The organism is Rhodococcus sp. WS3 (assembly GCF_003797085.1).
Classification (GTDB): domain Bacteria; phylum Actinomycetota; class Actinomycetes; order Mycobacteriales; family Mycobacteriaceae; genus Rhodococcus_F; species Rhodococcus_F globerula.
This window is the reverse complement of sequence record NZ_RKMA01000002.1, coordinates 1,475,770-1,501,258: the sequence shown is the minus strand read 5'-3', so window position 1 is coordinate 1,501,258 and position 25,489 is coordinate 1,475,770. Positions and strand designations below refer to the sequence as shown.

At 61.6% G+C, this 25,489-nt stretch carries 22 protein-coding genes and 2 tRNA genes; 9 read left to right on the top strand and 15 right to left on the bottom strand.

What is annotated here, in order from left to right; all coding sequences use genetic code 11:
* Positions 1 to 85: 85 nt before the first annotated feature.
* Both EEB13_RS20980 and EEB13_RS20975 read right to left on the bottom strand, forming a co-directional pair.
* Entirely contained in the window at positions 86 to 1,507 is a 1,422-nt protein-coding gene (locus EEB13_RS20980) for an amidase (protein WP_187328593.1), read from the bottom strand.
* Between the two features lie 95 nt (positions 1,508 to 1,602).
* Positions 1,603 to 1,675: transfer RNA gene (locus tag EEB13_RS20975), tRNA-Lys, on the bottom strand.
* A 267-nt stretch (positions 1,676 to 1,942) separates the two neighbouring features.
* Here EEB13_RS20975 and EEB13_RS20970 point away from each other — a divergent pair.
* Positions 1,943 to 3,157 (top strand): Ig-like domain-containing protein, encoded by a 1,215-nt coding sequence (locus EEB13_RS20970; protein ID WP_187328599.1) that lies wholly within the window; start codon positions 1,943 to 1,945, stop codon positions 3,155 to 3,157.
* Between the two features lie 137 nt (positions 3,158 to 3,294).
* Here the strand turns inward: EEB13_RS20970 and EEB13_RS20965 are convergent.
* Both EEB13_RS20965 and orn read right to left on the bottom strand, forming a co-directional pair.
* A tRNA-His gene (locus tag EEB13_RS20965) sits at positions 3,295 to 3,367 on the bottom strand.
* A gap of 84 nt (positions 3,368 to 3,451) precedes the next feature.
* Positions 3,452 to 4,051, bottom strand: coding sequence for an oligoribonuclease (gene orn, locus EEB13_RS20960; protein WP_141486163.1), 600 nt, complete (start codon positions 4,049 to 4,051; stop codon positions 3,452 to 3,454).
* 99 nt (positions 4,052 to 4,150) lie between these two features.
* Between orn and EEB13_RS20955 the strand changes: the two genes are divergently transcribed.
* Positions 4,151 to 5,896 (top strand): helicase HerA-like domain-containing protein, encoded by a 1,746-nt coding sequence (locus tag EEB13_RS20955; protein ID WP_141486162.1) that lies wholly within the window; start codon positions 4,151 to 4,153, stop codon positions 5,894 to 5,896.
* A gap of 20 nt (positions 5,897 to 5,916) precedes the next feature.
* Here EEB13_RS20955 and lysA read toward each other — a convergent pair whose 3' ends face one another.
* The 5 genes from lysA to EEB13_RS20930 all read right to left on the bottom strand — a co-directional run bounded on the left by lysA (position 5,917) and on the right by EEB13_RS20930 (position 11,395).
* The gene (gene lysA / locus EEB13_RS20950; protein WP_033232758.1) at positions 5,917 to 7,260 is read right to left on the bottom strand and encodes a diaminopimelate decarboxylase; all 1,344 of its coding nucleotides are present in this window, start codon (positions 7,258 to 7,260) and stop codon (positions 5,917 to 5,919) included.
* Between the two features lie 124 nt (positions 7,261 to 7,384).
* Positions 7,385 to 7,822: a hypothetical protein gene (locus EEB13_RS20945; protein ID WP_033232760.1), complete on the bottom strand. Its 438-nt coding sequence runs from the start codon at positions 7,820 to 7,822 to the stop codon at positions 7,385 to 7,387.
* A 126-nt stretch (positions 7,823 to 7,948) separates the two neighbouring features.
* Positions 7,949 to 8,752: a mycolate reductase gene (cmrA, locus tag EEB13_RS20940; protein ID WP_033232762.1), complete on the bottom strand. Its 804-nt coding sequence runs from the start codon at positions 8,750 to 8,752 to the stop codon at positions 7,949 to 7,951.
* Positions 8,753 to 8,771: 19 nt separating this feature from the next.
* Positions 8,772 to 10,802 (bottom strand): NADPH-dependent 2,4-dienoyl-CoA reductase, encoded by a 2,031-nt coding sequence (locus EEB13_RS20935; protein WP_116102810.1) that lies wholly within the window; start codon positions 10,800 to 10,802, stop codon positions 8,772 to 8,774.
* Complete coding sequence (locus EEB13_RS20930) at positions 10,799 to 11,395, bottom strand: PadR family transcriptional regulator (RefSeq protein WP_092808734.1); 597 nt, start codon at positions 11,393 to 11,395, stop codon at positions 10,799 to 10,801. Before EEB13_RS20930 ends, EEB13_RS20935 begins: the two co-directional genes overlap by 4 nt.
* Before the next feature lie 98 nt (positions 11,396 to 11,493).
* On the opposite strand from EEB13_RS20930, the gene EEB13_RS20925 reads away from it, so the two are divergent.
* Positions 11,494 to 12,855, top strand: a complete 1,362-nt coding sequence (locus tag EEB13_RS20925) for an MFS transporter (RefSeq protein WP_141486161.1) — start codon at positions 11,494 to 11,496, stop codon at positions 12,853 to 12,855.
* On the opposite strand, the gene EEB13_RS20920 is transcribed toward EEB13_RS20925, so the two are convergent.
* The 3 genes from EEB13_RS20920 to EEB13_RS20910 form a co-directional block, all read right to left on the bottom strand.
* The gene (locus EEB13_RS20920) at positions 12,845 to 13,666 is read right to left on the bottom strand and encodes an acyl-CoA thioesterase (protein WP_045066907.1); all 822 of its coding nucleotides are present in this window, start codon (positions 13,664 to 13,666) and stop codon (positions 12,845 to 12,847) included. The genes EEB13_RS20925 and EEB13_RS20920 overlap by 11 nt on opposite strands.
* Positions 13,667 to 13,750: 84 nt before the next feature.
* Positions 13,751 to 14,590 carry an alpha/beta fold hydrolase gene (locus EEB13_RS20915; protein WP_033232769.1) on the bottom strand — a complete coding sequence of 280 codons (840 nt, stop codon included), beginning with the start codon at positions 14,588 to 14,590 and terminating at the stop codon, positions 13,751 to 13,753.
* Positions 14,591 to 14,700: 110 nt separating this feature from the next.
* Positions 14,701 to 15,921 (bottom strand): NAD(P)/FAD-dependent oxidoreductase, encoded by a 1,221-nt coding sequence (locus EEB13_RS20910; RefSeq protein ID WP_141486160.1) that lies wholly within the window; start codon positions 15,919 to 15,921, stop codon positions 14,701 to 14,703.
* A gap of 160 nt (positions 15,922 to 16,081) precedes the next feature.
* On the opposite strand from EEB13_RS20910, the gene EEB13_RS20905 reads away from it, so the two are divergent.
* Positions 16,082 to 16,435 (top strand): VOC family protein, encoded by a 354-nt coding sequence (locus tag EEB13_RS20905; RefSeq protein WP_033232775.1) that lies wholly within the window; start codon positions 16,082 to 16,084, stop codon positions 16,433 to 16,435.
* A 46-nt stretch (positions 16,436 to 16,481) separates the two neighbouring features.
* Here the strand turns inward: EEB13_RS20905 and EEB13_RS20900 are convergent, their stop codons facing one another.
* Positions 16,482 to 17,114, bottom strand: coding sequence for a TetR family transcriptional regulator (locus EEB13_RS20900; RefSeq protein ID WP_033232777.1), 633 nt, complete (start codon positions 17,112 to 17,114; stop codon positions 16,482 to 16,484).
* Positions 17,115 to 17,264: 150 nt separating this feature from the next.
* Between EEB13_RS20900 and EEB13_RS20895 the strand changes: the two genes are divergently transcribed.
* From EEB13_RS20895 to EEB13_RS20885, 3 genes are read left to right on the top strand one after another with little or no spacing between them, the layout of a single operon-like run.
* The gene (locus tag EEB13_RS20895; protein WP_373557466.1) at positions 17,265 to 18,374 is read left to right on the top strand and encodes a ferredoxin reductase; all 1,110 of its coding nucleotides are present in this window, start codon (positions 17,265 to 17,267) and stop codon (positions 18,372 to 18,374) included.
* A gap of 31 nt (positions 18,375 to 18,405) precedes the next feature.
* The gene (locus EEB13_RS20890) at positions 18,406 to 19,578 is read left to right on the top strand and encodes a fatty acid desaturase family protein (RefSeq protein WP_095885882.1); all 1,173 of its coding nucleotides are present in this window, start codon (positions 18,406 to 18,408) and stop codon (positions 19,576 to 19,578) included.
* Between the two features lie 14 nt (positions 19,579 to 19,592).
* Positions 19,593 to 19,799: a hypothetical protein gene (locus tag EEB13_RS20885; protein WP_033232783.1), complete on the top strand. Its 207-nt coding sequence runs from the start codon at positions 19,593 to 19,595 to the stop codon at positions 19,797 to 19,799.
* Between the two features lie 81 nt (positions 19,800 to 19,880).
* On the opposite strand, the gene gdhA is transcribed toward EEB13_RS20885, so the two are convergent.
* Positions 19,881 to 21,224 (bottom strand): NADP-specific glutamate dehydrogenase, encoded by a 1,344-nt coding sequence (gene gdhA, locus EEB13_RS20880; RefSeq protein ID WP_033232785.1) that lies wholly within the window; start codon positions 21,222 to 21,224, stop codon positions 19,881 to 19,883.
* 217 nt (positions 21,225 to 21,441) lie between these two features.
* Here gdhA and EEB13_RS20875 point away from each other — a divergent pair, with 217 nt between their 5' ends.
* Positions 21,442 to 22,791 (top strand): DUF4185 domain-containing protein, encoded by a 1,350-nt coding sequence (locus EEB13_RS20875; RefSeq protein WP_187328592.1) that lies wholly within the window; start codon positions 21,442 to 21,444, stop codon positions 22,789 to 22,791.
* Positions 22,792 to 22,878: 87 nt separating this feature from the next.
* Here EEB13_RS20875 and EEB13_RS20870 read toward each other — a convergent pair whose 3' ends face one another.
* The gene (locus EEB13_RS20870) at positions 22,879 to 25,056 is read right to left on the bottom strand and encodes a glutamine synthetase III (RefSeq protein ID WP_092808728.1); all 2,178 of its coding nucleotides are present in this window, start codon (positions 25,054 to 25,056) and stop codon (positions 22,879 to 22,881) included.
* A gap of 138 nt (positions 25,057 to 25,194) precedes the next feature.
* Here EEB13_RS20870 and EEB13_RS20865 point away from each other — a divergent pair, with 138 nt between their 5' ends.
* Positions 25,195 to 25,485: a putative quinol monooxygenase gene (locus tag EEB13_RS20865; protein WP_141486159.1), complete on the top strand. Its 291-nt coding sequence runs from the start codon at positions 25,195 to 25,197 to the stop codon at positions 25,483 to 25,485.
* Positions 25,486 to 25,489: the final 4 nt, after the last annotated feature.

Below are 25,489 nucleotides of genomic sequence, written 5' to 3'. Positions count from 1 at the left end.
GCGAGACAGAACATTAGCCGACGGGCTCCTCAGTTTGCAAAACGCGTCGTCGTAATCGTGACGGCAGTTACATCGCACGTGTCTTTCAGGCCTGCGGCGGACGGGAATTCGTCCACCCGATCCGACCCTCCAGCTGATGTGCGAGCGACAAAATTGTCAGCTCGCCGTTCGGTCGCGACACCAGTTGGACGCTGAGGGGGAGCCCGTCGGTCGAAAATCCCGCCGGAACGGCCGCCGCCGGATTGCCGCACACATTCCAGATCGAGCAGTACGCCGCGATCGGCAAAGCTTTGCGGACGGCGGACAGCAGTCCTGTGCCCTCGAGTTGACCGATCCGCCGCGGCAAGGCGGGTGTGGTCGGCATCAGCACTATGTCATACGTGTCGAAAACCTGGTTGACGGTGTGCGCGATCCGTTGGCCACGCCGGTACGCCGCCCGGCCGACGCGCCGGGGCGACGCGATTCTGCCGATCGAAGACAGTGCGCGAGTTCGCTTTTCGAGAAGATCGGGCCGATCGACGCGCAAAGCTTCGTCGCGTACGCCGCCGAGTACCTGGGGGAGGAACGACGCCGTTGCATCGGGGTATCGGGGATCATGTTCGTCGACGTGGTGCCCCAACGCGCTCAACATTTCTGCGACCGCACGAACCCCGGCAACCACTTCGGGGCCCGGCGTGACGCCGCGCACGGGGCAGCGGGTGGACACGGCAATACGGAGGGGGTGCGGCGGGGACACCGCACCTTCGGTGAAGCGGGCCCCGAGTGGCTCGGCTCGGTAGTCGTCCACCGGTGTGGTGCCGATAATGGCGTCGTAGACGAGTGCGCTGTCCTCGACCGAGCGGGTAAGCGGGCCGAGTGTCCCGAGGCTGCGCCACAGGTTGCCGTTCGGTGCGGTGCTTACTCGGCCGCGTTGCGCTTTCAGCCCGAACAATCCGCAGAATGCCGACGGAAGCCGGATGGAACCGCCGCCGTCGCCGCCGATTCCTGCGGCAACCATGCCCGACGCGACAGCTGCTGCCGTGCCGCCACTCGATCCTCCCGTGGATACTGTTGTGTTCCAGGGATTTCGGGTGTAGCCGTGCGCGGCGGTCTCGGTGAACGGCCAGATGCCGAACTCCGGCATCGTGGTTTTTCCGATGATGACTGCTCCGGCGTCGCGTAAGCGTCGTACCACCTCGGAGTCCGAATTCGCGATCCGAGTGACTGCAGCACCGCCGTAGGTGGTGGGTGTTCCGGCTACGTCGTTCTCGTCCTTGATCGCGATGGGCACGCCGTGCAGGAGACCGACAGGGTCGCCGGAGGCCTGGCGCTCGTCGAGTCGGGTGGCTTCGGCGATTGCTTCGTCGGCGAGGACGCGGGTGAAGGCGTTGAGTGTGGGATTGAGGCGTTCGATACGTCTGAGTGTATGTTCGGTCAATTCACGAGCCGACAGTTGGCCGCTGCGGATCAGTTCGGCTTGACCGACGACACCGGCAAATGCGACTTCCGAATCGGGCAGATCAGTCATGGCTCGCTCCATTTTGTCGGGTTCGCTGGAGTGTATTCGCCGCCCGGACACAAAAAAGATCCCCACCGTGTTTCCACGATGGGGATCTTTGCAAGTGCGCCCACAGGGACTCGAACCCCGGACCCAGTGATTAAGAGTCACTTGCTCTACCAACTGAGCTATAGGCGCTCGCTCTTGCGAGACAGAACATTAGCCGAACCGTTCCGTCGGGAGCAAATCGCCTGGTGGGCCGTCGTTGGACGGGTGGTTTCTGTGACATTGACCGAAATCGGTAACATTCCAATCGGTACGAAACGATTGATATTCGAACGTTACTCTTCGACGGGGTTTTCATGACCGTGAGTAACGACTGTGCCTGGCATCATTGACCTGGCGCAATTGCTGGTCGTTAACATGTGAAGCGGAGTCGAACAAATGAGTCGTCAGTGGTGGGGCATGTCCGTGCGTGGAGGGACAGGCCGAATCTCGAGGGGCGCCGCCATGGCCGCCGTGTCGTTGGGAGCGTTGGTTCTGGTGACCGCGTGCACGTCCAGTGGGGCTGCCGTGGACAACGAGGGCGCCGCGCCGATCGATTCCAACCCGTTGACCGAGCTCATCAAGCCGAAAGTCACCTCCACCGTCGCTGACGGCGCAATCGGATTCTCCCCCGGCGATCCGGTCCGCATCGACGTCGCCGACGGCAGCCTGTCCGACGTTCGGATGGTCAACGCCGACGGTAAGACCGTTGCCGGCACCCTCGCGGCCGACGGAGCGTCGTGGGTGACCGCTGAACCCCTCGGCTACAACCGCAAGTACAAGATCGAGGCCCAGGCCTACGGATTGGGCGGCGCCAGCACCACGGTGACGTCGTTCACGACCAGCGCGCCCGGCAACCTCACCAAGCCGTACGTTATGCCCGGCGAGGGTTCCGTGGTCGGTATCGGCCAGCCGATCGCCGTGCAGTTCGACGAGAACATTCCGGATCGCAAGGCTGCCGAAGAGTCGATCACCGTCACGACGACGCCGGCTGTCGAAGGTGCTTTCTACTGGGTCAACAACCGCGAGGTTCGGTGGCGTCCGGAGGCGTACTGGGCGCCGGGCACCAAGGTTGACGTCAAGGTCAGCGTCTACGGCCGCGATCTGGGCAAAGGCGTCTTCGGTCAGGAGGACGCCACGACATCCTTCGACATCGGTGATTCCGTGATTGCCGTTGCCGACGACAACACGAAACAGGTCACTTTCCAGGTTAACGGCGAGACTGTCATGACCATGCCCACGTCGATGGGTAAGGACAGCACCCCCACCGACAACGGTGTCTACATCATCGGTGACAGGTTCGCGAACTTGGTCATGGACTCCTCGACGTACGGAGTGCCTGTCACTTCCGCTGACGGATACAAGACTCCGGTCGACTGGGCGACGCGAATGTCCTACAGCGGCATCTTCTTCCATTCGGCGCCGTGGTCAGTCGGGCAGCAGGGTTATTCCAACACCAGTCACGGCTGCCTCAACCTGAGCCCCGCCAATGCCAAGTGGGTGTACGACAACACCAAACGCGGCGACATCGTCATCGTGAAGAACACCGTCGGTGGCACGCTTTCGGGCACCGACGGCCTGGGGGACTGGAACATCCCGTGGAACGTGTGGAAGGCCGGTAACGCGGACGTCTGAGTGCGTCCCTGAAGTACTGAAACGTCAGAATGCCCCCAGCCGATCGGTTGGGGGCATTTTCGTTCGCAGTGGTGTTTGCGGACCCAACCAAAAGAACCCCCGGAAATATCTTTCGACATTTCCGGGGGTTCCCTTTGGGTGAGCGACGGGACTCGAACCCGCGACAGCCAGGATCACAACCTGGTGCTCTACCAACTGAACTACGCCCACCATTGCCTCGGCGACCGGTTTGACCCGGTTGCTTTGACGTAGAAGATACTAGCCTGAAAGTTGGCCAGGATGCCAATCGGCAGGTCAGGCAGGCCCGAGGCCCTCTACGACGGCTGCGATCTCTGCGCTGGACGGTCCGGGAGCGGGGACAAATGCGGTACTGCGGTAGTACTTGAGTTCGCGGATGGATTCCTTGATGTCGGCCAGGGCGCGGTGCGCGAGGCCTTTTTCGGGCTGGCCGAAGTAGATTCGCGGGTACCAGCGACGCGAGAGCTCCTTGATGGAGCTGACGTCGATCATCCGGTAGTGCAGGTAGGTGTCCAGCGCGCTCATGTCCCGCGAGATGAATCCGCGGTCGGTGGCAATGGAATTGCCCGCCAGGGGAGCGGTGCCGGCGACGGGCACGTGCTCACGGATGTAGGCGAGCACCTCCTTTTCCGCCTCGGCAAGCGTGACCGGCGACTTGCGAACTTCTTCGGTCAGACCCGATTTGGCGTGCATCTTCTTCACGACGTCCGGCATTGCGGCCAGCGCGTCGTCGTCGGCGTGGATGACGATGTCCACGCCTTCGCCCAAGATGTTCAATTCGCTGTCGGTTACCAGAGCCGCAATCTCGATGAGTTTGTCCGACTCCAGCCGCAGCCCGGTCATTTCACAATCGATCCATACCAATTTGTCCTGCACCAGGAACACAGTAGTGGGCGCGGCCGGAAGGATAAGGTCTGCGGTGACATCTCGATGCGCGTAGATCTTCTTTTGTAGTGCAAATGAGGAGGGCCTTGTATGACCGTGGATCCCAAGGACGGCGCTGTTTCACTGACGCCGGCCGAGAAGGCGAAAGTGGCCAAGGCCGCTGCTGCCGAAGCTGCTCGTGTTGCTGCCGAGGCCGCACAGGCCGCCGAGGACGCTGAGCGTGAGGCTCTCGCCGCAGAGAGTGCTGCCGGCGAAGGCGCAGCCACGGCCCCGGCTCCATCGGGTGCTGCAGCCGAGATCGCCGCGGGCTATTCGTCGGAGGGGCGGGCGCTGGAGCTGGGGTCGATTGTTGTCGACGGAGTGGCAGATCCGGCAGCCCGGGTGCGTATTCCCTTGGCCACCGTCAACCGTCACGGCTTGATTGCCGGTGCAACCGGTACGGGCAAGACCAAGACGTTGCAGGGCATCGCGGAACAGCTCTCCGCCGCGGGTGTGCCCGTCGTGATGGCGGATGTGAAGGGTGATCTCTCGGGATTGTCCAAAGCGGGGGAGAGCAACGACAAGATCACGGCTCGGGCAATCGAGACGGGTGACGACTCCTGGACTCCGTCCGGTATGCCCGTCGAATTTCTGTCGCTGGGAACCGGCGGGATCGGGATTCCGGTCCGCGCCACCATCACGAGTTTCGGGCCGATCCTGCTCAGTAAGGTGCTGGGGCTCAACGAGACTCAGGAGTCCACGCTCGGATTGATTTTCCACTGGGCGGATGCTCAGGGCCTTGCGTTGTTGGATCTCAAGGACTTGCGTTCGGTCATCGCGCACCTCACCAGTGCCGAAGGCAAGGCAGATCTGAAGGGAATCGGCGGCGTGTCAACGGCCACGGCTGGGGTCATCCTGCGCTCGCTGGTCAATCTCGAGGCCGACGGTGGTGACACCTTCTTCGGTGAACCGGAACTCGAAACCGAGGACCTGCTGCGGGTCGTCGGTGGCGCCGGCGTCATCACACTCTTCGAACTCGGCGCGCAGGCCGCGCGTCCGGCGATGTTCTCCACGTTCCTGATGTGGGTTCTGGCAGACCTGTTCCAGACCCTGCCGGAAGAAGGGGACTTGGAGAAACCCAAGTTGGTCTTCATCTTCGACGAGGCCCATCTGTTGTTCGCCGACGCGTCGAAGGCTTTCCTTCAGCAAGTTGAGCAGACCGTGAAGTTGATTCGCTCCAAGGGCGTCGGTGTGTTCTTCTGCACGCAGTTGCCCACCGACATCCCCAATTCTGTTTTGTCGCAACTGGGTGCCAGGGTGCAGCATGCTCTGCGTGCGTTCACTCCGGACGATCAGAAGGCGCTCAACAAGACGGTCCGCACGTACCCGAAGACGGAGCATTACGACCTCGAGAAGGCACTCACGTCGTTGGGAACCGGCGAGGCCATCGTGACCGTCCTCTCGGAGAAGGGTGCGCCGACACCGGTGGCCTGGACCAAGATTCGTCCGCCTCGCTCCCTGATGGACACGATCGGCAACGACGCCATCACAGCCGCGGCGGCGTCGAGTCCGCTCCACCAGAAGTACGGTCAGACGATCGATCGCGAATCGGCGTACGAGAGGCTGACGGCCAAGGTGGCCGGGGCGCCAACGGCAGACCCGTCGCTGGATCTGCCGCCGTTACCGGATCTGTCGCAGTTTCCGCCGCCGCCACCGGTCGAGCCGGAGGGTCCCAACATCGCCGAGCAGATTCTCGGCAATTCTGCGGTCAAGAGCTTCCTCAAATCGGCGGCATCTGCTGCCGGTCGGGAAATCTCGCGCAGTATCTTCGGAACCGGTAGCCGCCGTAGGCGCTGACGATTCGACGCCCGCGAGTGTCAGATGCCGACCTCGCGGGCGAGTAGGTCGTTGATCGATTCGCGTCGGATCAATGGTCGTGCGACGCCACCGAGCACGGCAATCACCGGCGGACGGCACACACTGTTGTAGGTGGATGCCATGCTGTGGTGATAGGCGCCGGTACACGGCACTCCCAACAGATCGCCCTCGTGAAGGTCTGCGGGAAGTTGTATGCCGACGGAAATTTCGTCTCCCGATTCGCAATGCCGCCCCACGACGGTCACTTCCTCGAGCGGCGCATTCGAATGTCGGTTGACCAATTCGACGTCGTAGCGACTGTTGTACAACGACACTCGCGGATTGTCGCTCATGCCGCCGTCGACGGAGACAAATGTCCTGCCGCCGCTGATGGTCTTGATGTTCGCCACGCGGTACAGCGTGACACCGGCCCGAGCGGCGATGGCCCGGCCGGGTTCGAGGACGATTTCGGGGCGAGGAAAGCGATTTCGGGTGCAGGCGTCATCGAGTGATTCGTCGATGACAATTGCCAGTCGAGTCAGGTCGAGTTGCGCGTCACCGGGGACGTACGGGATTCCGTGCCCGCCCCCGAGATCGAGTTCGGTGAGGATGATCCCGTGAGAACGACGTATGTCGTCCATTTGCGCGATCATCGTATTGATCCCGGAGCGGAAATGTTCGGGATCGGTGATCTGCGAACCGAGATGGCAATGGAGGCCGATAAGTTGGAGGTGAGGCGCTGCGCTGACGGCGGCAACCGCACGATCCAATTCTTCGGAGAATGCCGGCAGGCCGAACTTCTGGTCGACGATGCCGGTGGCCACTGCCTTGTGTCCGTGAATGTCGATACCGGGCGTGACTCGGATCAGTACTTTCTGCGGCCGGGTGCAGACCGAGGCCAGTCGTAGTGCTTCGCTGTGGGAGTCGAGAACTATCCGCCCGACACCCGCGTTGACGGCTACTCTCAGCTCTGCGACAGATTTGGCGTTGCCGTGCAGGATGATTCGTGCCGGGTCCACACCGGCTGTCAGTGCGATGGTGAGTTCGCCGGCCGAGCAGACGTCTACCCCGAGCCCCTCGTCGGAGACCCATTTTGCCATCGCTCGAATCATGAGAGCCTTGCCCGCGTACACGATTTCCGCGTCGGGGAAGATCTCGCGATACATCCGGCAGCGGTGGCGCACGTCGGCCTCGTCGACGACATAGGTGGGGGTTCCGTACTGGTCGGCGATCTCTTCGAGGGAGACGTCGCCGATGCAGATGCGTCCGCTCTGATCGTGGCGAGTGCTGATGGGCCACAAAGCCGGATCCAAGCGCGGTGTCATCGCGCTGCGTAGGGACGGGAAGATGTCGAGAAGCGTCACGTCGATCTCCTGAGGGTGACCCGCTCGGTGCGGGGCTACCAACAGATCTACTCCGGAAAAGTGCCGGCGGACCTTGTCTTGACGGGTATTTGACGGGGATACGACTGAGTTTGACGGCGTCCTTTTATGTCGTTCGTCGTCGCTTCCAGCCGAACCAACCGAGCGCCGCCAGCAGCGCAACCGCCGCGACACCGCCAACGACCGCTGTTTTGTCGATATAGACGCCGATAGACGGAGTACCGCCGGCTTCCGGAACATAACCTGCGCCGTAGACGGATTCAACTGTTGCCTGGACGTCGAAATCGGTTCCGGTATAGGGGGCGCAGCTGTATCCCTCGTATTCGGCGTCGACGTCGTAGGGCGCCGACAGGAACATCAGTCGTTCGGTACCGAGTACGTAGCTTGTGCCGCAACCATTCCCGTTTGCGAGTGTTCCCACCGACGTCACGGACGCGACATCACCCTTGTAGACGCGACTGACGTCGAACAGATAGGTGTCCTCGAACCCGTCCGAGGATTTCTCGGTGGGCGTGCCGAGGAAGATTGTGCTGGAGACACTCACTGCCTCTTACGGCGACTCGAAGGAAACACACGAGCACGCGTTTGCCGTGGTGGGTAGCAGTAGGGGCAACCCTCCGGTCGTGAGAAGGATTGCCCCTACAGCCAACGAGCGAGAAGTTCGGATGACTCAGCCGCCGAGCTTCTTGTAGAACGTGCCAACGATTGGCGCGACAACTGCGCGCGGGGTGTAACCGCCGGCGACGGACATCGCCTTGCTCAGGATGCCCGGGACAACGCGCATCTTGTTCTCGGCCAGACCGTCGAGGGAGACCTTGGCCGTGTACTCGCTCGAGATCCAGAAGAAGTCCGGGACCAGCTTGTCGACGATCGAGGCCTCGGCGGGGTCCGGGGTCTCGGTGCGAACCGGTCCGGGGGCGAGGAGAGTGACGTTGACGCCGCTGCCTTTGAGTTCCCCGCGCAGGGATTCCGCGAACGTGTTCACGAAGGCCTTGGTGGCGGCGTAGGTCGCATTGTTGGGAATCGGCATGTTTCCCGCGGCCGATCCGACCATCAGGATGCCGCCGGACTTGCGCTCGACCATTCCGGGCAGAACGGCCAGGGTGAGGTCGTGCACCGCGACGGCGTTGAGTTCGACCTGTGCGCGCTCGTAGCTCGGGTCGAGCTCGGCTACCGGCCCGAAGGTGGCGATACCGGCGTTGTTGCACAGGATGCTGATCTCACGCGTGCCCAGTTCCTCGACCAGGACGGCACGGGCCGCGCTGTCCGAGAGATCGCAGGCACGAACCTCGACGTCGACGCCGTGCTTGGCGCGAAGTGTCTCGGCAAGACCCTCCATGACGTCGCCGCGTCGTGCGACCAGGATCAGGGAGTGTCCGCGGGAGGCCAGATCAGTGGCCAGTGCCTCTCCGATTCCGGAGGAGGCACCGGTCACGACGGCGCGGGCTGTGGTGGTGGGTGTCGGCAGGCTCACGATCAGTCAGCGTAGTCGGTCAGATCTTCGCGGCCAGTCGTGTGCCCTGTTCGATGGCACGTTTTGCATCGAGTTCGCCGGCTACGTCTGCCCCGCCGATGATGTGGGTCACCATGCCGGCAACGGTCAGCTCGTCGACGAGATCGCGCACGGATTCCTGTCCGGCGCAGATCACGATGGTGTCGACCTGGAGGAGGCGAGGCTTCTCGTGCTTCTCGCCGAAGGTGATGTGCAGGCCGGCGTCGTCGATCCGTTCGTAGTTCACGCCGGAGAGTTCGTGCACACCCTTGTTCTTCAACGCGGCGCGGTGGACCCAGCCGGTTGTCTTGCCGAGGCCGGCTCCGATGCGTCCGGGCTTGCGCTGCAGGAGGTAGACCTCACGCTCCGAAAGCTCCGGGATGGGTGTGGTGAGCGCTCCCGGTGCCATCTCGGGTTCCGTGACGCCCCACTCCTGCTTCCATTCCTTCAGGTGCAAGGTGGGTGATGTTGGGTGAGTGAGGAATTCGCTGACGTCGACGCCGATACCCCCGGCTCCGATCACAGCGACGGTCTTGCCGACGGGCTTGCCCTCGCGGACCACCTCGGCGTACGTCAGTACCTTCGGATTCTCGATGCCGGGGATGTTCGGGACTCGCGGCGTCACTCCGGTGGCGACCACTACCTCGTCGAAGGATCCGATGAGATCGGCTGGAGTCACGCGTGTTTCAAGCTTGACGTCGACGCCGGCAAGGTCGAGTTGCCTGGTGTAGTACCGGATGGTTTCGGTGAACTCTTCCTTGCCTGGGATCAACTGCGCGATCCCGAACTGGCCGCCGATCGTGTCCGACGCCTCGAACAGGGTGACTGTGTGGCCGCGTTGTGCGAGATTCAACGCTGCAGAGAGACCGGCAGGTCCGCCGCCGACAACAGCAAGATTCTTGCTGCGGCGGGTGGCGGAGAGAACGAGCGTCGTCTCGCGTCCCGCGCGTGGATTGAGCAGGCAGGACACATGTTTGCGCACAAAGGCGTGGTCGAGGCAGGCCTGGTTGCAGGCGATGCAGGTATTGATCTCGTCTGGTGCTCCGCGTTGTGCTTTGTTTGCCCAGTCGGGATCGGCCAGCATCGGGCGGGCCATGGAGATCAATTGCGCGTCGCCGCGGGTGAGAATTTCCTCAGCCGTCTCGGGCATGTTGATCCGGTTGGATGCGACCACCGGAATGCTGACGTGCTTTTCGAGTTTGCCGGTGATGTCGACAAAGGCGGCGCGGGGTACGGAGGTCACGATAGTCGGCACCCGTGACTCGTGCCAGCCGATGTCGGTGTTGATGATCGTGGCGCCTGCAGCTTCGATTTCCTGTGCCAGAGTGACGATTTCATCCCACGTCTGACCGCCTTCGACCAGATCGGCCATAGACAGGCGGAACACGACGATGAAGTTCGGACCGACGGCGCGGCGGGTGCGTCTGACGATCTCGACGGCCATGCGTCGACGGTTCTCGGAGCTACCACCCCATTGATCTTTACGCTTGTTCGTGCGCTCGCACAGGAACTGGTTGATGAAATAGCCTTCGCCACCCATGATTTCGACGCCGTCGTATCCGGCGGATTGGGCGAGCTTGGCGCAGCGGACGTAGTTACGGATCTGCCAGCGCACTCCACGATCAGTGAGCCGCCGTGGCCGGAACGGGTTGATCGGCGCTTTGATCGACGACGCCGACACACTGAACGGTTGGTAGCTGTACCGACCGGCGTGCAGGATCTGCAATGCGATCTTGCCACCTGCGTCGTGTACTGCCTTGGTGATCCGGCGATGGCGGCGCGCCTCGATCTTGTTGGTCAGCTTGGCTCCGAACGGAAGGAGCCAGCCGGTGCGGTTGGGGGCGTAGCCGCCGGTGACGATCAATCCGACGCCGCCGCGCGCGCGTTCGGCAAAGTACTCGGCAAGTTTGTCGATGTCTTTGGCCCGGTCTTCGAGACCGGTGTGGATCGAACCCATGACTACGCGGTTCTTCAGTGTGGTGAACCCGAGGTCGAGGGGTTCGAACAGGAGGGGGAACTGCGGAGTGGTCATGGCTGCGGGTGTCCTTCCGAGTTGCTGGCAGCGGAGTTGTTGTCGGCAGAGTTGTTGTCGGCAGGGGGTAGGGCGTCCAGAATTTCCTGGCACCAGTCGACAAAGCCCTCTTCGACGCGGATACCTCCGCGCAGAACGAGATACTGATGCAGGGGCGATCCGGATAGGGCTGCGGGATTGGGGAAGTCGCGTTTCTCGATAAGTCGGTAGACGTCGAGTCGGGAGGCGTGGCCGTCGCGGTGGCGAGCGACTTCGTCTCGAAGTGCGGGGATGTCTGCGCTACCGGCGGCGCGGATCTTCACGGCCAGTTCATTACGCAGATGGCTGGGTTCGGACGGTTCGGCTATCCAGCGCGTCAGCTCGGCGCGGCCGGCTCCGGAGACCCGATACACCTTCTTGTCCGGGCGCCCGTCCTGAGCGACGGTTTCCACCTCGAGCCACCCGGCTTCGTCCATCCGCTTGAGTACGCGGTAGATCTGCTGGTGCGTCGCGCTGTGGAAGAACCCGATCGACTTGTCGAATCGACGGGTCAGGTCGTAGCCCGACGCCTCCTGCTCGGTCAGCGAGGTGAGGAGCGCGTGTTCGAGTGCCATGAGTGAAGTATGTATGCACCTCGTTCCATATGCAACCAAGTGCATACCCTGAAAAGTTTGCCCTGTTTTGTCCCTCTCGCTCGAATAGGCTCGCGATCATGAGCGCAGAGTCGACAAGTAAGCAGGCGGAACCGCCCGCAGGGATAGGCGCCGCGGCGACCAAGAGTCAGGTGGTTGCGTGGGGGCTGTGGGACTGGGGATCGGCCGCATTCAACGCGGTGATCTTGACTTTTGTCTTCTCCGTTTACCTCACCGACGCCGTGGGCGACGATCTGCCCGGCTCGGTGTCGGCCACAACATGGCTCAGTTGGGCACTCGGAATCGCCGGATTCTTCATCGCGATTCTTGCTCCCGTCACCGGACAGCGGTTCGACGCGTCAGGCAAGCGCAAGTGGTCGTTGGCGATCCTCACCGGCATCACCGTTCTGTCGATGGCTGGGTTGTACTTCGTCGAGGACAACTATCGGTATCTGTGGCTGGGGCTTGTGCTCCTCGCCATCGGTTCGGTGATCTTCGAACTGGCCGGAGTTCCGTACAACGCCATGATGCGGCAGGTGTCGACACCGGAGAACTTGGGCCGCGTGTCCGGGTTCGGCTGGGCCATGGGTTATTTCGGTGGAATTGTTCTGTTGTTGCTCTGCTACTTCGGGTTCATCGTCGGTGACGGCGACACGCGAGGTTTTCTGGGATTGACCACCGACGGCGGCCTGAACATCCGGATGGTGGCACTGCTTGCGGCGGTGTGGTTTGCCGTCTTCGCGATCCCGGTGTTCTTCAAGGTGCCCGAGTTGCCTACGCCCGACGCAGATCCGGGTGCGGCAAAGGCGGGGTTCCTCGATTCCTACCGCGTGCTGTGGCGCGACTTGCGCGAACTGTGGATCGTCGACCGTCGCACTATCTGGTACTTGATCGCGAGCGCCTTGTTCCGCGACGGACTCGCCGGGGTGTTCACTTTCGGTGCTGTCCTTGCCGTGAATGTGTACGGCATCAGTGCTGCGGACGTACTGTTGTTCGGCGTTGCGGCCAACGTTATTTCGGCCATCGGCGCCTTGGTGGCAGGGCGATTCGACGACCGGATCGGGCCCAAGCAGGTCATCACCGTATCGCTCGCGTCGATGATCGTGGTCGGTGCAATCTTGATCGCGGTGTCCGGGCCGGTGATGTTCTGGATCTTCGGACTCGCGCTGTGCTTGTTTGTCGGGCCGGCACAATCGTCCGCTCGAACGTTCCTGGCGCGCATCACTCCGCCCGGTCGTGAAGGTCAGCTTTTTGGTCTGTATGCGACCACAGGCCGAGCAGTATCGTTTCTTGCGCCGACACTGTTCGGCCTGTTTGCGTGGATGTTCGGTGCGGATCGCGCTGGCATCGTCGGACTGTTGGTGGTTCTTGCTGTGGGTCTGGCTGCCTTGTCGCTGGTCAAGGCGCCCGAAGGCGACAGTGCGGAGGCTGTCAGTCCTTGAAGTAGACCAATTGGTGGGTGGTGGCCAGCAGTTCGCCGTCACTGCCCCATAATTCGGCGCTCTGATCGAAGTAACCGTTACCGAAACGCTGGGTGCGTGCGGTTCCGAGGACGGAGCGATCGGACTGCCGGGCCAGCGCTGCGGCGTCGGCATGGAAGTAGATCGTCAGCGATACGGTTCCGGCGGGAGCCATCTTGCCGCGGCGCAGGAACACTCGCGGAAAGAACACATCGCACAACGAGGTCAGCGAGAAGAAATCAAGCGCGCGCGGCGGGCTGTCGCGAACCCAGAGAGTCGAGACGGAGTCGGGATGCTCGCCGGATTCCAGATCGGGGATTGCGCCCTCGATAAACCGCATTTCGTAATTCTGAGCCCAAGCGATGAACTCGGGGAACGGTTGCGCAGGAACATCTTCTGCAGCCGGCACCGCGGGCATCTCGATTTCCGTGGAGTCCCAGGTATCGCGGCGGAGGCCGAACACAGCTGTTGCGGTAGTCGCCACGGTGCCGTTCTGAGCGAGTTCGATCCACCAATGCTGTGTCGTTCGGTTGGTGCGCACCGGACGCGCAGTGATCTCGAACTGGCCTTCGGCGATCGGGCCCGCAAAATTGACCGTCAGCGACAGTGGTTCACCTAGGCACTCGGGGTGCCGCTGAACCGAGGCCAGCAACGTGGCCGAGGTGATTCCGCCGAACGGGCCGACCATGTTGTTGTATGCGGTACTGGTGTGCCCGGTAGAGAGACCCGGCGTAATGGATTCCAGGTCGACTGCGGCATCAAACGGATGCGGGGGTGCAACGGTTGTGGTCACGACAAGCTCCTGACGGTGAAATCGGTGTAGTAGGCAGTCAGTATATGTATGACAACCTACATAGAAGCTCAGGTGTAGGTCGGATCAGGCTCCCGCTCGCCGGATTATCGCGTCCGCCAGTTCCTCGGCGCGTTCCTCGGGTACCCAGTGACTGCCGCCCTCCAGAACCACAAATTCGTACGGCGCATCCACGAATTCACCGCATCGTTCTGCTGCGGCGCGGCCGAGTGCGGTGTCGGCCGTACTCCAGACGTACGTCGTCGGAACAGTGGTGGGGGCTATGTCTCCGAAATCGCGAGTCATGGCGCGATACCAGTTCAATGCGCCGGTCAATGCTCCATCGCCACTGAGGATGCGAATATGTTCGTCGGCGAACTCGGGATCGATCTGGCCGTCGAACATCGCCCGCAATCGTCGGAAGTTGTCCTCCGACAACACCTTTTCGGCCTTCCCTTCCTGGCGGAGCAGTCGGATGTACGTCGAGCGTTCCTTTTGATCCTGGTCTTCGCGCAGCGCCCAACCGAAAGCGGTGGGGTGGGGAACAGAGATTGCGGTCAGGCTGCGAATTCGCTGTGGATGCCGTCCCGCAACCTGCCAGGCCACGGCGGATCCCCAGTCGTGGCCGACAAGATGAGCGTCGGGCAACCCCAGGGCGTCGAGCAGGCCGACGGTATCGGCAACAAGGTGCTCGATGCGATAGGCGTCGACGCCGGAGGGGCGGGCATCGGGTGAATATCCGCGCTGATGCGGCGCTATGACGCGAAATCCGGCGGCCGTCAGTAGGGGAGTCACTTTGCCCCAGGACGCGGCGCTTTCGGGGAATCCATGCAAGGCGAGAAGTGGGACGCCGTCGTCCGGACCGGAAATCAGGACGTCGAAGGTCAGGTCGCCGACAGGAATCCGAAACGTATTCGTGGAGGACATGGTGCCACCGTACGAGGCAACTCCGGATCCACACCACACTTCGGGCTGAATTGATGACCGCCGGTCGCCTCAGCAGGCGATACGCTTGGGGAAGGTGTGCGAAAGGCGGACTACTGGTGTCCGCGGGCCGGCCGTGTCTGTAGTTCTGGGGCGGCGGCGGTCAGTAGGGCGGCCCGATCGCGGGTCAACGGCGGATAGATGCGTTGGGTATTGATGGTGTTCTTGGTGGCCTTTGCCTGTGCGCCGGTCGCTACAACTTGCCGATCCCAGCCTTCGGTGTAGACCGCACCTGCCGGGCCTAGGTCCAAAACCGTGACATACCACGGGATGCGGAGGGCCAGCATCGGATTGCCGAGCAGATCGCCGATCACGTTGTACCCGGCGTAGCGGCCCATCGGCCGGCTGTGCTGGCAGGACATCACCGACTGATGCTGATTATCCATCTTCGCGGTGGCGACGTCGCCGGCAGCGAATACGCCTGGTACGCCGATCACCTGGAGATAGTCGTCGACCGGGAGCCGTCCGAGCCGATCACGTTCGACCGGGAATTGCGCGGTCAACGGGTTTGCCTTCATGCCGGCACACCAGATGACCGTCGCGGCAGGCACCATCTCATCCGAAGACAGCGTGACCCCGCCCTGGTCCACCGTGGTCACACTCATCCCGGTCAGTGTCTCGACTCCGGTGTTGGACAATGCCGCTTCGATGACCGGCCTCGCCGACGCACCCATATCCGATCCGACGTTGGGGTTGTGGTCCACCAGCACCACGCGCGAGGTCACGTCGGTGCCGAACAGGGCAGTGAGCCGGCCTGGCAGCTCGCAGGCGGTTTCGATGCCCGTCAGGCCGGCCCCGACCACCACCACGGTCGCCGCGGCGGGTGTGACGGGTCCTTCGGCCAGCAGGGTCAAATGAGCGTCGAGTTTCATTGCGCCGTCGTAGGTATCGACGTCGAACCCGAACTCCGTCAGACCCGGGATATCGGGTCGGGCTACACGGCTACCTGCCGCCAGAACGAGGCGGTCGTAGCCGTACGTCTGTGACTGACCACCGACGTTTGCGGAGACGGTCCGCGCACCGGTGTCGATTGCGGTCACCTCCGCGGTGACATAGGCGATCCCGGCCGGGTTGAGGACATCGGCCAGCGGGATGCGGCAGGCGCTGAGATCGGCCTCGTAGTTGCGCACCCGGATGTCGTGGAAGGGCTGGGCGCTGAGCACCGTGATCGACACCTGCCCGGCCGGTATCCCGAGTTCGTCGAGCCGCCGAGCAGCGCCGAGCGCGGCCCATAATCCGGCGAATCCGGAACCGATGATGATGACATCGCTCATGCGTCGAGGGTCTCACGGATCGCGGCAGAACAGGTGTGTGCTGCGTTGGAATGTTCGCGAACGCTGCGATAAGAGAAGCAATTCGCCGATGAGTTAGCCCGGTCTGCCAGGTCAGTATCTGAGTACGAGCGCCATTGTTTACGTCGAGAGGTACAACCTTATGTCGATCGATCATGTTCTTGCTGTCGTCCCCGTTCGAGACCTCGCAGAGGCAGTGCAGTGGTACTCGAGTCTGTTCGGCCGCGGGCCTGACAATCGCCCGATGGTGAACTTGGCAGAATGGCGTGTGACTGACACCGGATGGGTGCAGGTCACGGTGGACACTCGCCGCGCGGGTCTGGCGCTGCTCAACTTTGCCGTGGACGACCTCACGACGCACCGTGAGGCGGTCGGTGTGCGAGGGCTGACGCTGGATGCGGTGGTGGATGCAAACAAAGGTGTGCAGTTGTCGAGTATCAGCGATCCTGACGGCAACACCCTGACATTCATCGGCGGGTTCCGGATCCACTACTGACCGGAACTACGCCTCGTGTGCGAGTTCGTAGTGTTCGACTCTGTTTCTAGGTTCGAGAGGGATCCCAGGTAGCCATACCCAGAATGATCAGCCGCAACTGCTTCTCGGCCCGCGCGATTACAGCATCTTCGCTGGGATATCCCGGCGAGCCTGCGTCGAGGAGTGCCACGACGGCGGTGAACATCACGCCGACGATCAGGTCGGCCGCAATTTCAAGATCGTCGTTTCGCCAGTTTTCCAGCCCAGCCATTCGGGAGAGGTCGACGGTGAGTTCGCTGACGAACAATCGCATCTCGGTGTTGATGGCGCGTCGTATCTCGCTGATGCCGCCGTAGCGTTCGCGGCAGAGGAAGCGAAACTCGCGCTCGTGTGAATGAACCTGGCGGACAAGGATATCGAGTGAGGTTCCGGCGTTCTTGGGGCTGGGGTCGCGCCTGGCGTCGCGCAACATTTGCCGAAGCATGCGCATGCTCTCCTCGACCAGGACGACTCCGAGGTCTTCCATCGAGGCGAAGTGCCGATAGAAGGCCGTGGGGACGATGCCCGCCTCGCGGGCCACTTCGCGGAGGCTGATGCCGGCAAAACTCCGGTCGGCGAGGAGATCCATCGCGGTATCGAGCAGCGCTTGGCGTGTGCGCTCCTTCTTGGCTGCGCGATTTTCCGGCTCAGCCTTGGTCACGATGTACGAGTGTAGATATCGGCACGGTGGACTCTTTCTGTGGATCGCGTAACTCACGTCACATTCATCTTGACATATACCTGTGTGCACCTGTCACACTATTATCAGTGAACATTTGTACACTGAAATTATGCAACCTGGAAGGAGTGGCTGACAATGGCATCAACCTCCAAGACTCTGGCCAGACGCGGGCTGGCCCTGATCGAAGCCATGGCTGCTCCGCATCAGATCGATCGTTACCTCGAACTCGTCAATCCCATGGCGACGGTGCGCGACATTCGCGCGCAGGTCGTAGCGGTCGACCATCCGACCGCTGATTCAGTGACATTGACCCTGCGTCCGACGCGCCAGTGGCGCGGATTCTCTGCCGGACAGTTCGTCCAGGTAGGCGTCGTGATCGACGGGGTGCGTCATACCCGCTGCTACTCGCCGGCTGGTTCTGCGTCCAGCCGTGATGGCCTTATCGAACTCACAGTGAAAGCCCATCCCGGTGGGCTGGTGTCGCAGTATTTGAACGCGCATGCCGAACCGGGACTTGTAGTCAGCCTGTCCCAGGCCGACGGTGTTTTTACGCTCCCCATCGAACGGCCCTCCCACATCCTCCTGATCAGCGGTGGCAGTGGAATCACCCCGGTGATGTCGATGCTGCGCACCCTCGTCGACGCAGAACATCGCGGCGAGATCGTGTTCCTGCATTACGTGAACACCAAGAAGGATGTGTCGTATCTCCACGCGTTGAAGGCCATCGCTGAGCGGCATCGGAATGTGAAACTGGTACTCGTGTACACCGAATCCGGTGGGGGAGACCTGGACGGTTTCTTCGACAACACGCACCTGAGCGCGGTCGCGCCCTGGATTGCCGATCCGGAAACGGCAGATGCGCAGGCATATCTTTGTGGACCACCCGGACTGATGCACGGAGTGCGCGAGGTCTTTCGTGAACTCGACATCGAGCACCGGCTCCATACCGAGGAGTTTGCACCCGCCGCAGCTGAACCCGGCGACGCAGGCGGCGAAGTAGCGTTCACGAAAAGTGGAGTGGCGGCCGAAAACTCAGGCAAAACCCTCCTCGAACAGGCGGAAGCCGCGGGGCTGAGTCCGGAATACGGCTGCCGGATGGGCATCTGCTTCTCGTGTACCTCCGTCAAGAAGCTCGGCCGAACACGCAACATTCGCACCGGTGAGACCGACGACGAACCCGACAAGAAGATCCAACTCTGTGTCAGCGCACCCGTCGGCGATGTCGCCGTGGATATCTGAGCGAAGACACCTACACTTTTTGGAGACTGTCATGTTTGGACTTTCCCTTTCTACACTCCCTTTCCTGGGCAACGGACCTGATAAGGACCCCGACGCTCCGGTAGTACTCACCTACGACCAGGTCGAGGAAATCGGCCGTGAGTTGGATGCGATCCGGGATCGCACGGTCGCATCGCTCGGCGCCGAGGACCGCGAATACATTTATCGGATCATCAAGGCGCAGCGTGGTTTCGAGGTTGCCGGTCGAGGTCTGATGTATCTGGGCTTCTTGCCGCCGGTGTGGCTCGCAGCGGTGGGCGCGCTGAGTATCTCGAAGATCCTGGACAACATGGAGATCGGGCACAACGTCATGCACGGTCAGTACGACTGGATGCGTGAACCAGGCCTCAATTCCGAAGTGTTCGAATGGGATACGGTGTGTCCGTCGGACCAGTGGCGTCACTCGCACAACTACATGCATCACACCTACACAAATATTCTGGGCAAAGACCGGGATATCGGATACGGCATTCTGCGTATCGACCCAGCCCAAAAATGGAACCCCTATTACCTCGGTAATCCGGTGTGGGCGTTTGCCCTGATGATGCTCTTCGAGTGGGGCGTCATGATGCATGATCTGGAGATCGAGAATGTCCTCGCCGGCAAGCGGAAATGGTACGACGTCAAACCGCTGATCAAGGGTTGGTGGAAGAAGGCAGGCAAGCAGGTCCTCAAGGACTACGTTATCTTCCCGGCTCTCACCGGACCGCTGTTCGTCACCACTCTGGCAGGAAATGTCACCGCAAATCTGGTCCGGAACGTATGGACCTACTCGATCATCTTCTGCGGCCATTTCCCCACCGGCGTACAGAGTTTCACGGAGGACGAGACGGCCGAGGAGACTCGGGGGCAGTGGTATGTCCGTCAGATGCTCGGCAGTGCCAACATCCAAGGCAGTCCGTTGTTCCACATCATGTCCGGCAACTTGTCCCACCAGATCGAACATCATCTGTTCCCGGACCTGCCCGCACATCGGTACCCGCAGATTGCGCCTGAGGTCGAGGCGCTGTGCGCGCAGTACGGTTTGCCGTACAACACGGGTGGCTTCTGGAAGCAGATCGGATCGGTATGGGGCAAGATCTTCAAGTTTGCCTTGCCGCCTGGAATGATCAAGTCACAGAGTCTTACCGGTGTTATTGTCGAACGCCAGAGAACCGTAGCCTGAGAGGCCCACATGTGATGGTCGGGAAATTTGAACGTCGCAAAGACACCGTCCAGGAATTGACGGAATCGGCGGCTACGCACGTCGGATCCATCGCGATGATCATCGCCGGTGCAGTCCGCGACGTGACCCGGGAAATCGGGGACTGGGTATCCGACGGTATCGAAATGCGTGAGGCGGCAAAGAAAGCCGCCGCCGACGACACAACCGAACCACCGACTTAACTGATCCGGCAACATTAATCCAGCAACGCAAAGGACGCCCCCACTCAGTGGAGGCGTCCTTTGCCGGTTAGACGGTACTTCTTAGATAACGCCCAGCGAGATCATGGCGTCGGCGACCTTGACGAAGCCGGCGATGTTCGCGCCGTGCACGTAGTCGCCAGGCTTGCCGTACTCGGCAGCCGTGTTGATGGTGCGGCTGTGGATGCCACGCATGATGCGGGCGAGACGCTCGTCGGTGTACTCGAAGCTCCAGGAATCGCGTGACGCGTTCTGCTGCATTTCGAGAGCCGAGGTGGCGACGCCACCGGCGTTTGCGGCCTTACCCGGAGCAAACGCGACGTTGGAGTCGCGGAAGAGTGCGATGCCACCGGGGGTGGTGGGCATGTTCGCGCCTTCGGCAACCGCCTGAACGCCGTTGGCGATCAAGGTCTTTGCGGCGTCTTCATCGAGCTCGTTCTGGGTTGCGCAGGGGAGTGCAACGTCGCACGGCACGTCCCAGATGGAACCGCCGGCGATGAACTGCGCGTGTGGAACGGCGTCGGCGTACTCGCTGATGCGGCCGCGGCGAACTTCCTTGATCTCCTTGAGGAGGTCGAGGTCGATGCCCTTCTTGTCCACGATGTACCCCGAGGAGTCGGAGCAGGCGATCGCGACGCCGCCGAGCTTGTGGATCTTCTGGATCGCGTAGATGGCGACGTTGCCGGATCCGGAGATCACGACGTTCTTGCCTTCGAGGTCTTCGCCCTTGGCCTTGAGCATTTCGGCGACGAAGTACGCAACGCCGTAGCCGGTGGCCTCGGTGCGGACCTGAGACCCGCCCCAGGTGATGCCCTTGCCGGTGAGAACGCCGGACTCGTAGGTGTTGGTCAGTCGCTTGTACTGGCCGAACAGGTAACCGATCTCGCGGCCACCGACGCCGATGTCGCCGGCCGGAACGTCGGTGTATTCACCGATGTGGCGCTGCAGTTCCGTCATGAAGGACTGACAGAAACGCATGACCTCTGCGTCGGTGCGACCCTTGGGATCGAAGTCCGATCCACCCTTGCCGCCGCCGATGGGCAGGCCGGTGAGGGAGTTCTTGAAGATCTGCTCGAAGCCGAGGAACTTCACGATGCCCAGGTTGACACTGGGGTGGAACCGCAGGCCGCCCTTGTACGGGCCGAGTGCGCTGTTGTACTGGACGCGGAAGCCACGGTTGACGTGAACATTGCCGTTGTCGTCGGTCCACGGCACGCGGAAGATGATCTGGCGTTCCGGCTCGCACAGGCGCTCGATCAGCCCGGCGTCGGCGTAGCGCGGGTGGCGCTCGAGTACGACGTGGAGAGATTCGAAAACTTCGGCTGCAGCCTGGTGGAACTCCGGCTCACCTGCATTGCGAACCAACACCTGATCATAAATCTGCGCTACGCGGTCACGTACGGACACCGCTCACCTACCTGACATTGTGAGTACTTTTTTACATTTCCGTTACATAGTAGGCGCCTTTGTTGCCCAATCCGGCATCCGTTGGGCGAAGGTGAAATCCGCCACACCGGGTTTTTCCTGGAAATCAAGTGACCGTTTTATAACGATTTGCTCTTCTTTCACTCTATTAACACTGCGCTGGTGGTTTGCTGGCGGAGCGAACAAATAGACAGAGGGGATGCGTGTGCGCTCGAAACGGTCTGTGTCAGCGTTGTTGTCCATAGGTGTAATCACGATTGCGGCAACCATCGCGTCAGCCCCAGCGGCATCGGCGATAGGTGGACCGTGTGGGGCAGGCGGTACCGGTTCGCTTGGCTCGCTGACGGGTTCGATGCCGGGTTCCCTCTCTGGCTCTGCCGGCACGGGATCGCTGGTCAATTCTTTGCCCTGGATCACGGGCGCACCGAACGGCGCATTGCCCGTATTGACCGGCCGGACCAAGGCAATCGAAATGGTGACCGGCCCTGGCAGCCCGAACGACACGATCAACCGGTTCAACGTCTCGGGTACAGACCTTGGAATCATGTGGGACAACGGGCTTTCCGGAGCTGACCACAACGTGTTGATGGCATTCGGTGACACTGTCGGCGACTGCGAGGTCGACGGCGACGACTGGCGCAGCAATGTGCTCTTCCGCAGTAGTAACACCGATTTCCAGGACCGGCTTCGGATCGACAGTTCACCCAAAGACCTTCCGAATCACTCCAAGGAGATCATCCCCGGATTCGGCATCCCGTTCGAGTTCACCACGATCCCGACGGCCGGCATCTCCTACGGCGGTGTGCAATACATCCGGTTCATGTCGGTTCGTACGTGGGACGAGCCGGGCGCCTGGACAACCAACTACTCGGCGCTGGCCTACTCGACGGATAACGGCGAGAACTGGGACATCGATCCCGTGACGGTACGCGCCAACACTCCTGGCCTCGACATTCCGGGAATTCCGGCTGTGTCCTCGATCAACGAGAACTTTCAGCAGAGCGCGTTCGTCGACGGTGGCGACGGCTATATCTACGAGTACGGCACCCCGTCGGGACGCTTCGGGAAGGCAGTTTTGGCGCGTGTCCCCGGTGCAGAACTGCGAAACCCCCTTGCCTACACGTATTGGGACGGTTCGGGTTGGAGCGTGAACTCCGACGATGCGGTGCAGGTCATCAAGGCCCCGGTCAGTGAACTCGCGGTGCAATGGAACGACTATCTCGACAAGTACGTCGCGATGTACACCAGCGCGGACGGCAGTCTGGTGATTCGGCAGGCCGATCATCCCGAGGGGCCGTGGAGTGGCACGCAGACCCTTCTGAGCGGATATACCCTGCCGAGCCTGTACGGCGGGTTCATGCACCCGTGGACCTCCCGAACCGGCAACACGCTCGAGTTTGTCGCGACAACGTGGGATCGCTACAACGTGATCTATATGCAGACAGACCTGACTGGCATGAAGATGTCGTCGTCGGATTCGCGCGACCGGCCGGACCCCGCGACAACCGGTGAGGCTCAGCTCCTGGAGATGAGAATGCCCGGAGAATAGCAATATGGAATAGCAATATGGAATAGAAATATGGCATAACAATATGGCCTGCAACCGGAATTCGGTTGCAGGCCATATTCTTTGGTGTCAGAGGATGTAGAGCATTTCCTGATAGGTGGGAAGCGGCCAGTGGTCGTCCGCAACCATGGTTTCCAGGAGATCCGCAGCGGTGCGAACATCCGCCATGGCCGGCATCAAAGCCTCCTGCGCATGCGTGGCAGCTTCGAGCGGCGAGTCGTGGGGAATCACCTTGATCGCTGCACGCAAAGCGGCTAGCGCTGCCCGAAGAGCTGTTACGGGTTCGGAAACCTCGGTCAGCGGCGCTGAATCCGGTTCGAGGCCGGCAGCCTTCAATGCAACGAAGTTCTGCGCGATCTCGGTCTGATGGCGGACCGCTGCGGGGAGAATAAGCGTCGTGCCGATCTCAACCGCCAGGCGTGCCTCGACGCCGATGCTCAGCGCGTACTGCTCGAGGCCGACCTCGTAGCGGCTGTGCATCTCTCGATGGTTGAAGACGTTGTACTTGTCGAAGAGCTCCAAAGCGGATTCGGAGATGAGTTCGGGCAAAGCGTCCAACGTGGTCCGTAGGTTGGGCAGTCCGCGTGCTTCCGCTTCGATCTGCCAGTTTTCCGAGTAGCCGTCACCGTTGAAGACGACGGCACCGTGGTTGGTGATGATGTCGGTCAGCAGGTTCTGAACCGCGGTGTCGAAATCGGCACCGTCGGCAACTGCCGTTTCGAGTTCGGTTGCCATGTAGTCGAGAGCTTCGGCCATGATCGTGTTGATGGTCACCATCGGACCGTTGACCGTCTGCATGGAACCCGGAGCGCGGAACTCGAACCTGTTGCCGGTGAAGGCAAATGGGCTGGTCCGGTTGCGGTCGCCGGGATCAGTGGGGAGAACGGGGAGCGTGTCGGCACCGATCATCATGGTGCCCTTGTCCTTCGACGACGTCGCAGCACCCTTGGCGATCTGCTCGAACACGTCGGCCAGTTGGTCGCCGAGGAAGATCGAGATGATCGCGGGCGGAGCCTCGTTGGCGCCGAGGCGGTGATCGTTGGTAGCCGACGCCACGGAGGCGCGCAGGAGTCCCGCGTACTTGTGGACGGCGCGGATCACAGCTGCACAGAACACCAGGAACTGAGCATTGTCGTGCGGATTATCGCCGGGGACAAGCAAACTGCCGAGTTCCGAGTTACCCAACGAGAAGTTGACGTGCTTGCCCGAGCCGTTGACACCGTCGAACGGCTTCTCGTGGAACAGGCACTCCATGCCGTGCTTCTTGGCGACGGTCTTGAACGTGGTCATCAACAGCTGCTGATGGTCGGCGGCGATGTTGCCGCGCTCGAACATCGGCGCGATCTCGAACTGGCCGGGAGCAACCTCGTTGTGACGGGTCTTCGCGGGAATGCCGAGTTTGAACAGTTCACGTTCGGTATCCATCATGAAACCGAGGACTCGCTCGGGGATGGCGCCGAAGTAGTGGTCGTCGAACTCCTGGCCCTTGGGTGGCTTGGTGCCGAAGAGCGTGCGGCCCGCATTGAGCAGGTCGGGGCGGGCGAGGAAGAAGTGCCGATCGATCAGGAAGTACTCCTGCTCGGGACCGCAGAAGGACACAATCTGCTCGGGTTCGGTGTGGCCGAACAGCTTCAGGATGCGTTCGGCGTGCACGCCCATCACCTGCTGCGAACGGAGCAGCGGAGTCTTGTGGTCGAGCGCTTCGCCGGTCATCGATACGAAAACCGTAGGGATGCAGAGGGTATTGCCGTTGGGGTTCTCGAGAACGTATGCCGGGCTGGTCACGTCCCAGCCGGTGTATCCGCGAGCCTCGAACGTATTGCGCAGGCCGCCGTTGGGGAAGCTCGAGGCATCCGGCTCACCCTGGATGAGTGTCTTGCCCGCAAATTCGGCGAGCGCAGACCCGTCGCCGACCGGCTCGAAGAAGCTGTCGTGCTTCTCGGCCGTCAGTCCGGTCAGTGGGTAGAAGACATGCGCGTAGTGGGTGGCGCCCTTCTCGAGTGCCCAGTCCTTCATGGCCGATGCAACGGCGTCTGCAACCGCCGGGTCGAGGGGCTTGCCCTGTTCGATCGTGGCGATCACGGACTTGTAGATCTGCTTGGGCAGGCGCTTCTGCATCACCACTTTGTTGAACACGTTGGCGCCGAACACCTCGCCGGGAGCTTCGTCGCCTGAGAAACTCACGACGGGAGGTGTGTAGGCCTCGACGTCCTTGATCGCTTGCAGACGAACTGCATTTCCACTCATCTACGTACCCCTCGCGCGGCCCAGGGCAGCTTGTTGCGACCCGATTGCCGATCACTTTACGAACCTTCTGTATCGGGAATGTTTCACAGACATTGCGCCTGCCCTCGACTTGTCGGTGGGTTCGGGCAGGATTGCCGAATGTCAGCGATCAGGGTGTTGGTGGGCAGTGCGGTCGAACCGGAAAATCTCGCGGAGGTCATAGGTATCTATCGCGAACTTGTTCGCGAGACCCGCAAGGAGAGCGGCTGCATCAGCTACGAATTGCTGCAGCAAAGCGACAATCCCGGTGAGCTGATGTTGGTGGAGGAATGGGAATCCCAAGCACACCTGGACGCTCACACGCACACCGATCATTTTGTGCGGTTGGTTGCGGCCCTGGACAGGTTGGAGAAGGCCGCGCCGGCGCTGATTTATTCAAAAGTGTTGTGACGCA

Coding starts and splice junctions, on each gene's coding strand:
- EEB13_RS20980 (WP_187328593.1), bottom strand. CDS start 1,507: ATGACTGATCTGCCCGATTCGGAAGTCGCATTTGCCGGTGTCGTCGGT.
- EEB13_RS20970 (WP_187328599.1), top strand. CDS start 1,943: ATGTCCGTGCGTGGAGGGACAGGCCGAATCTCGAGGGGCGCCGCCATG.
- EEB13_RS20955 (WP_141486162.1), top strand. CDS start 4,151: ATGACCGTGGATCCCAAGGACGGCGCTGTTTCACTGACGCCGGCCGAG.
- EEB13_RS20935 (WP_116102810.1), bottom strand. CDS start 10,802: ATGACCACTCCGCAGTTCCCCCTCCTGTTCGAACCCCTCGACCTCGGG.
- EEB13_RS20930 (WP_092808734.1), bottom strand. CDS start 11,395: ATGGCACTCGAACACGCGCTCCTCACCTCGCTGACCGAGCAGGAGGCG.
- EEB13_RS20925 (WP_141486161.1), top strand. CDS start 11,494: ATGAGCGCAGAGTCGACAAGTAAGCAGGCGGAACCGCCCGCAGGGATA.
- EEB13_RS20915 (WP_033232769.1), bottom strand. CDS start 14,590: ATGTCCTCCACGAATACGTTTCGGATTCCTGTCGGCGACCTGACCTTC.
- EEB13_RS20910 (WP_141486160.1), bottom strand. CDS start 15,921: ATGAGCGATGTCATCATCATCGGTTCCGGATTCGCCGGATTATGGGCC.
- EEB13_RS20905 (WP_033232775.1), top strand. CDS start 16,082: ATGTCGATCGATCATGTTCTTGCTGTCGTCCCCGTTCGAGACCTCGCA.
- EEB13_RS20890 (WP_095885882.1), top strand. CDS start 18,406: ATGTTTGGACTTTCCCTTTCTACACTCCCTTTCCTGGGCAACGGACCT.
- EEB13_RS20885 (WP_033232783.1), top strand. CDS start 19,593: ATGGTCGGGAAATTTGAACGTCGCAAAGACACCGTCCAGGAATTGACG.
- EEB13_RS20875 (WP_187328592.1), top strand. CDS start 21,442: ATGCGTGTGCGCTCGAAACGGTCTGTGTCAGCGTTGTTGTCCATAGGT.
- EEB13_RS20870 (WP_092808728.1), bottom strand. CDS start 25,056: ATGAGTGGAAATGCAGTTCGTCTGCAAGCGATCAAGGACGTCGAGGCC.
- EEB13_RS20865 (WP_141486159.1), top strand. CDS start 25,195: ATGTCAGCGATCAGGGTGTTGGTGGGCAGTGCGGTCGAACCGGAAAAT.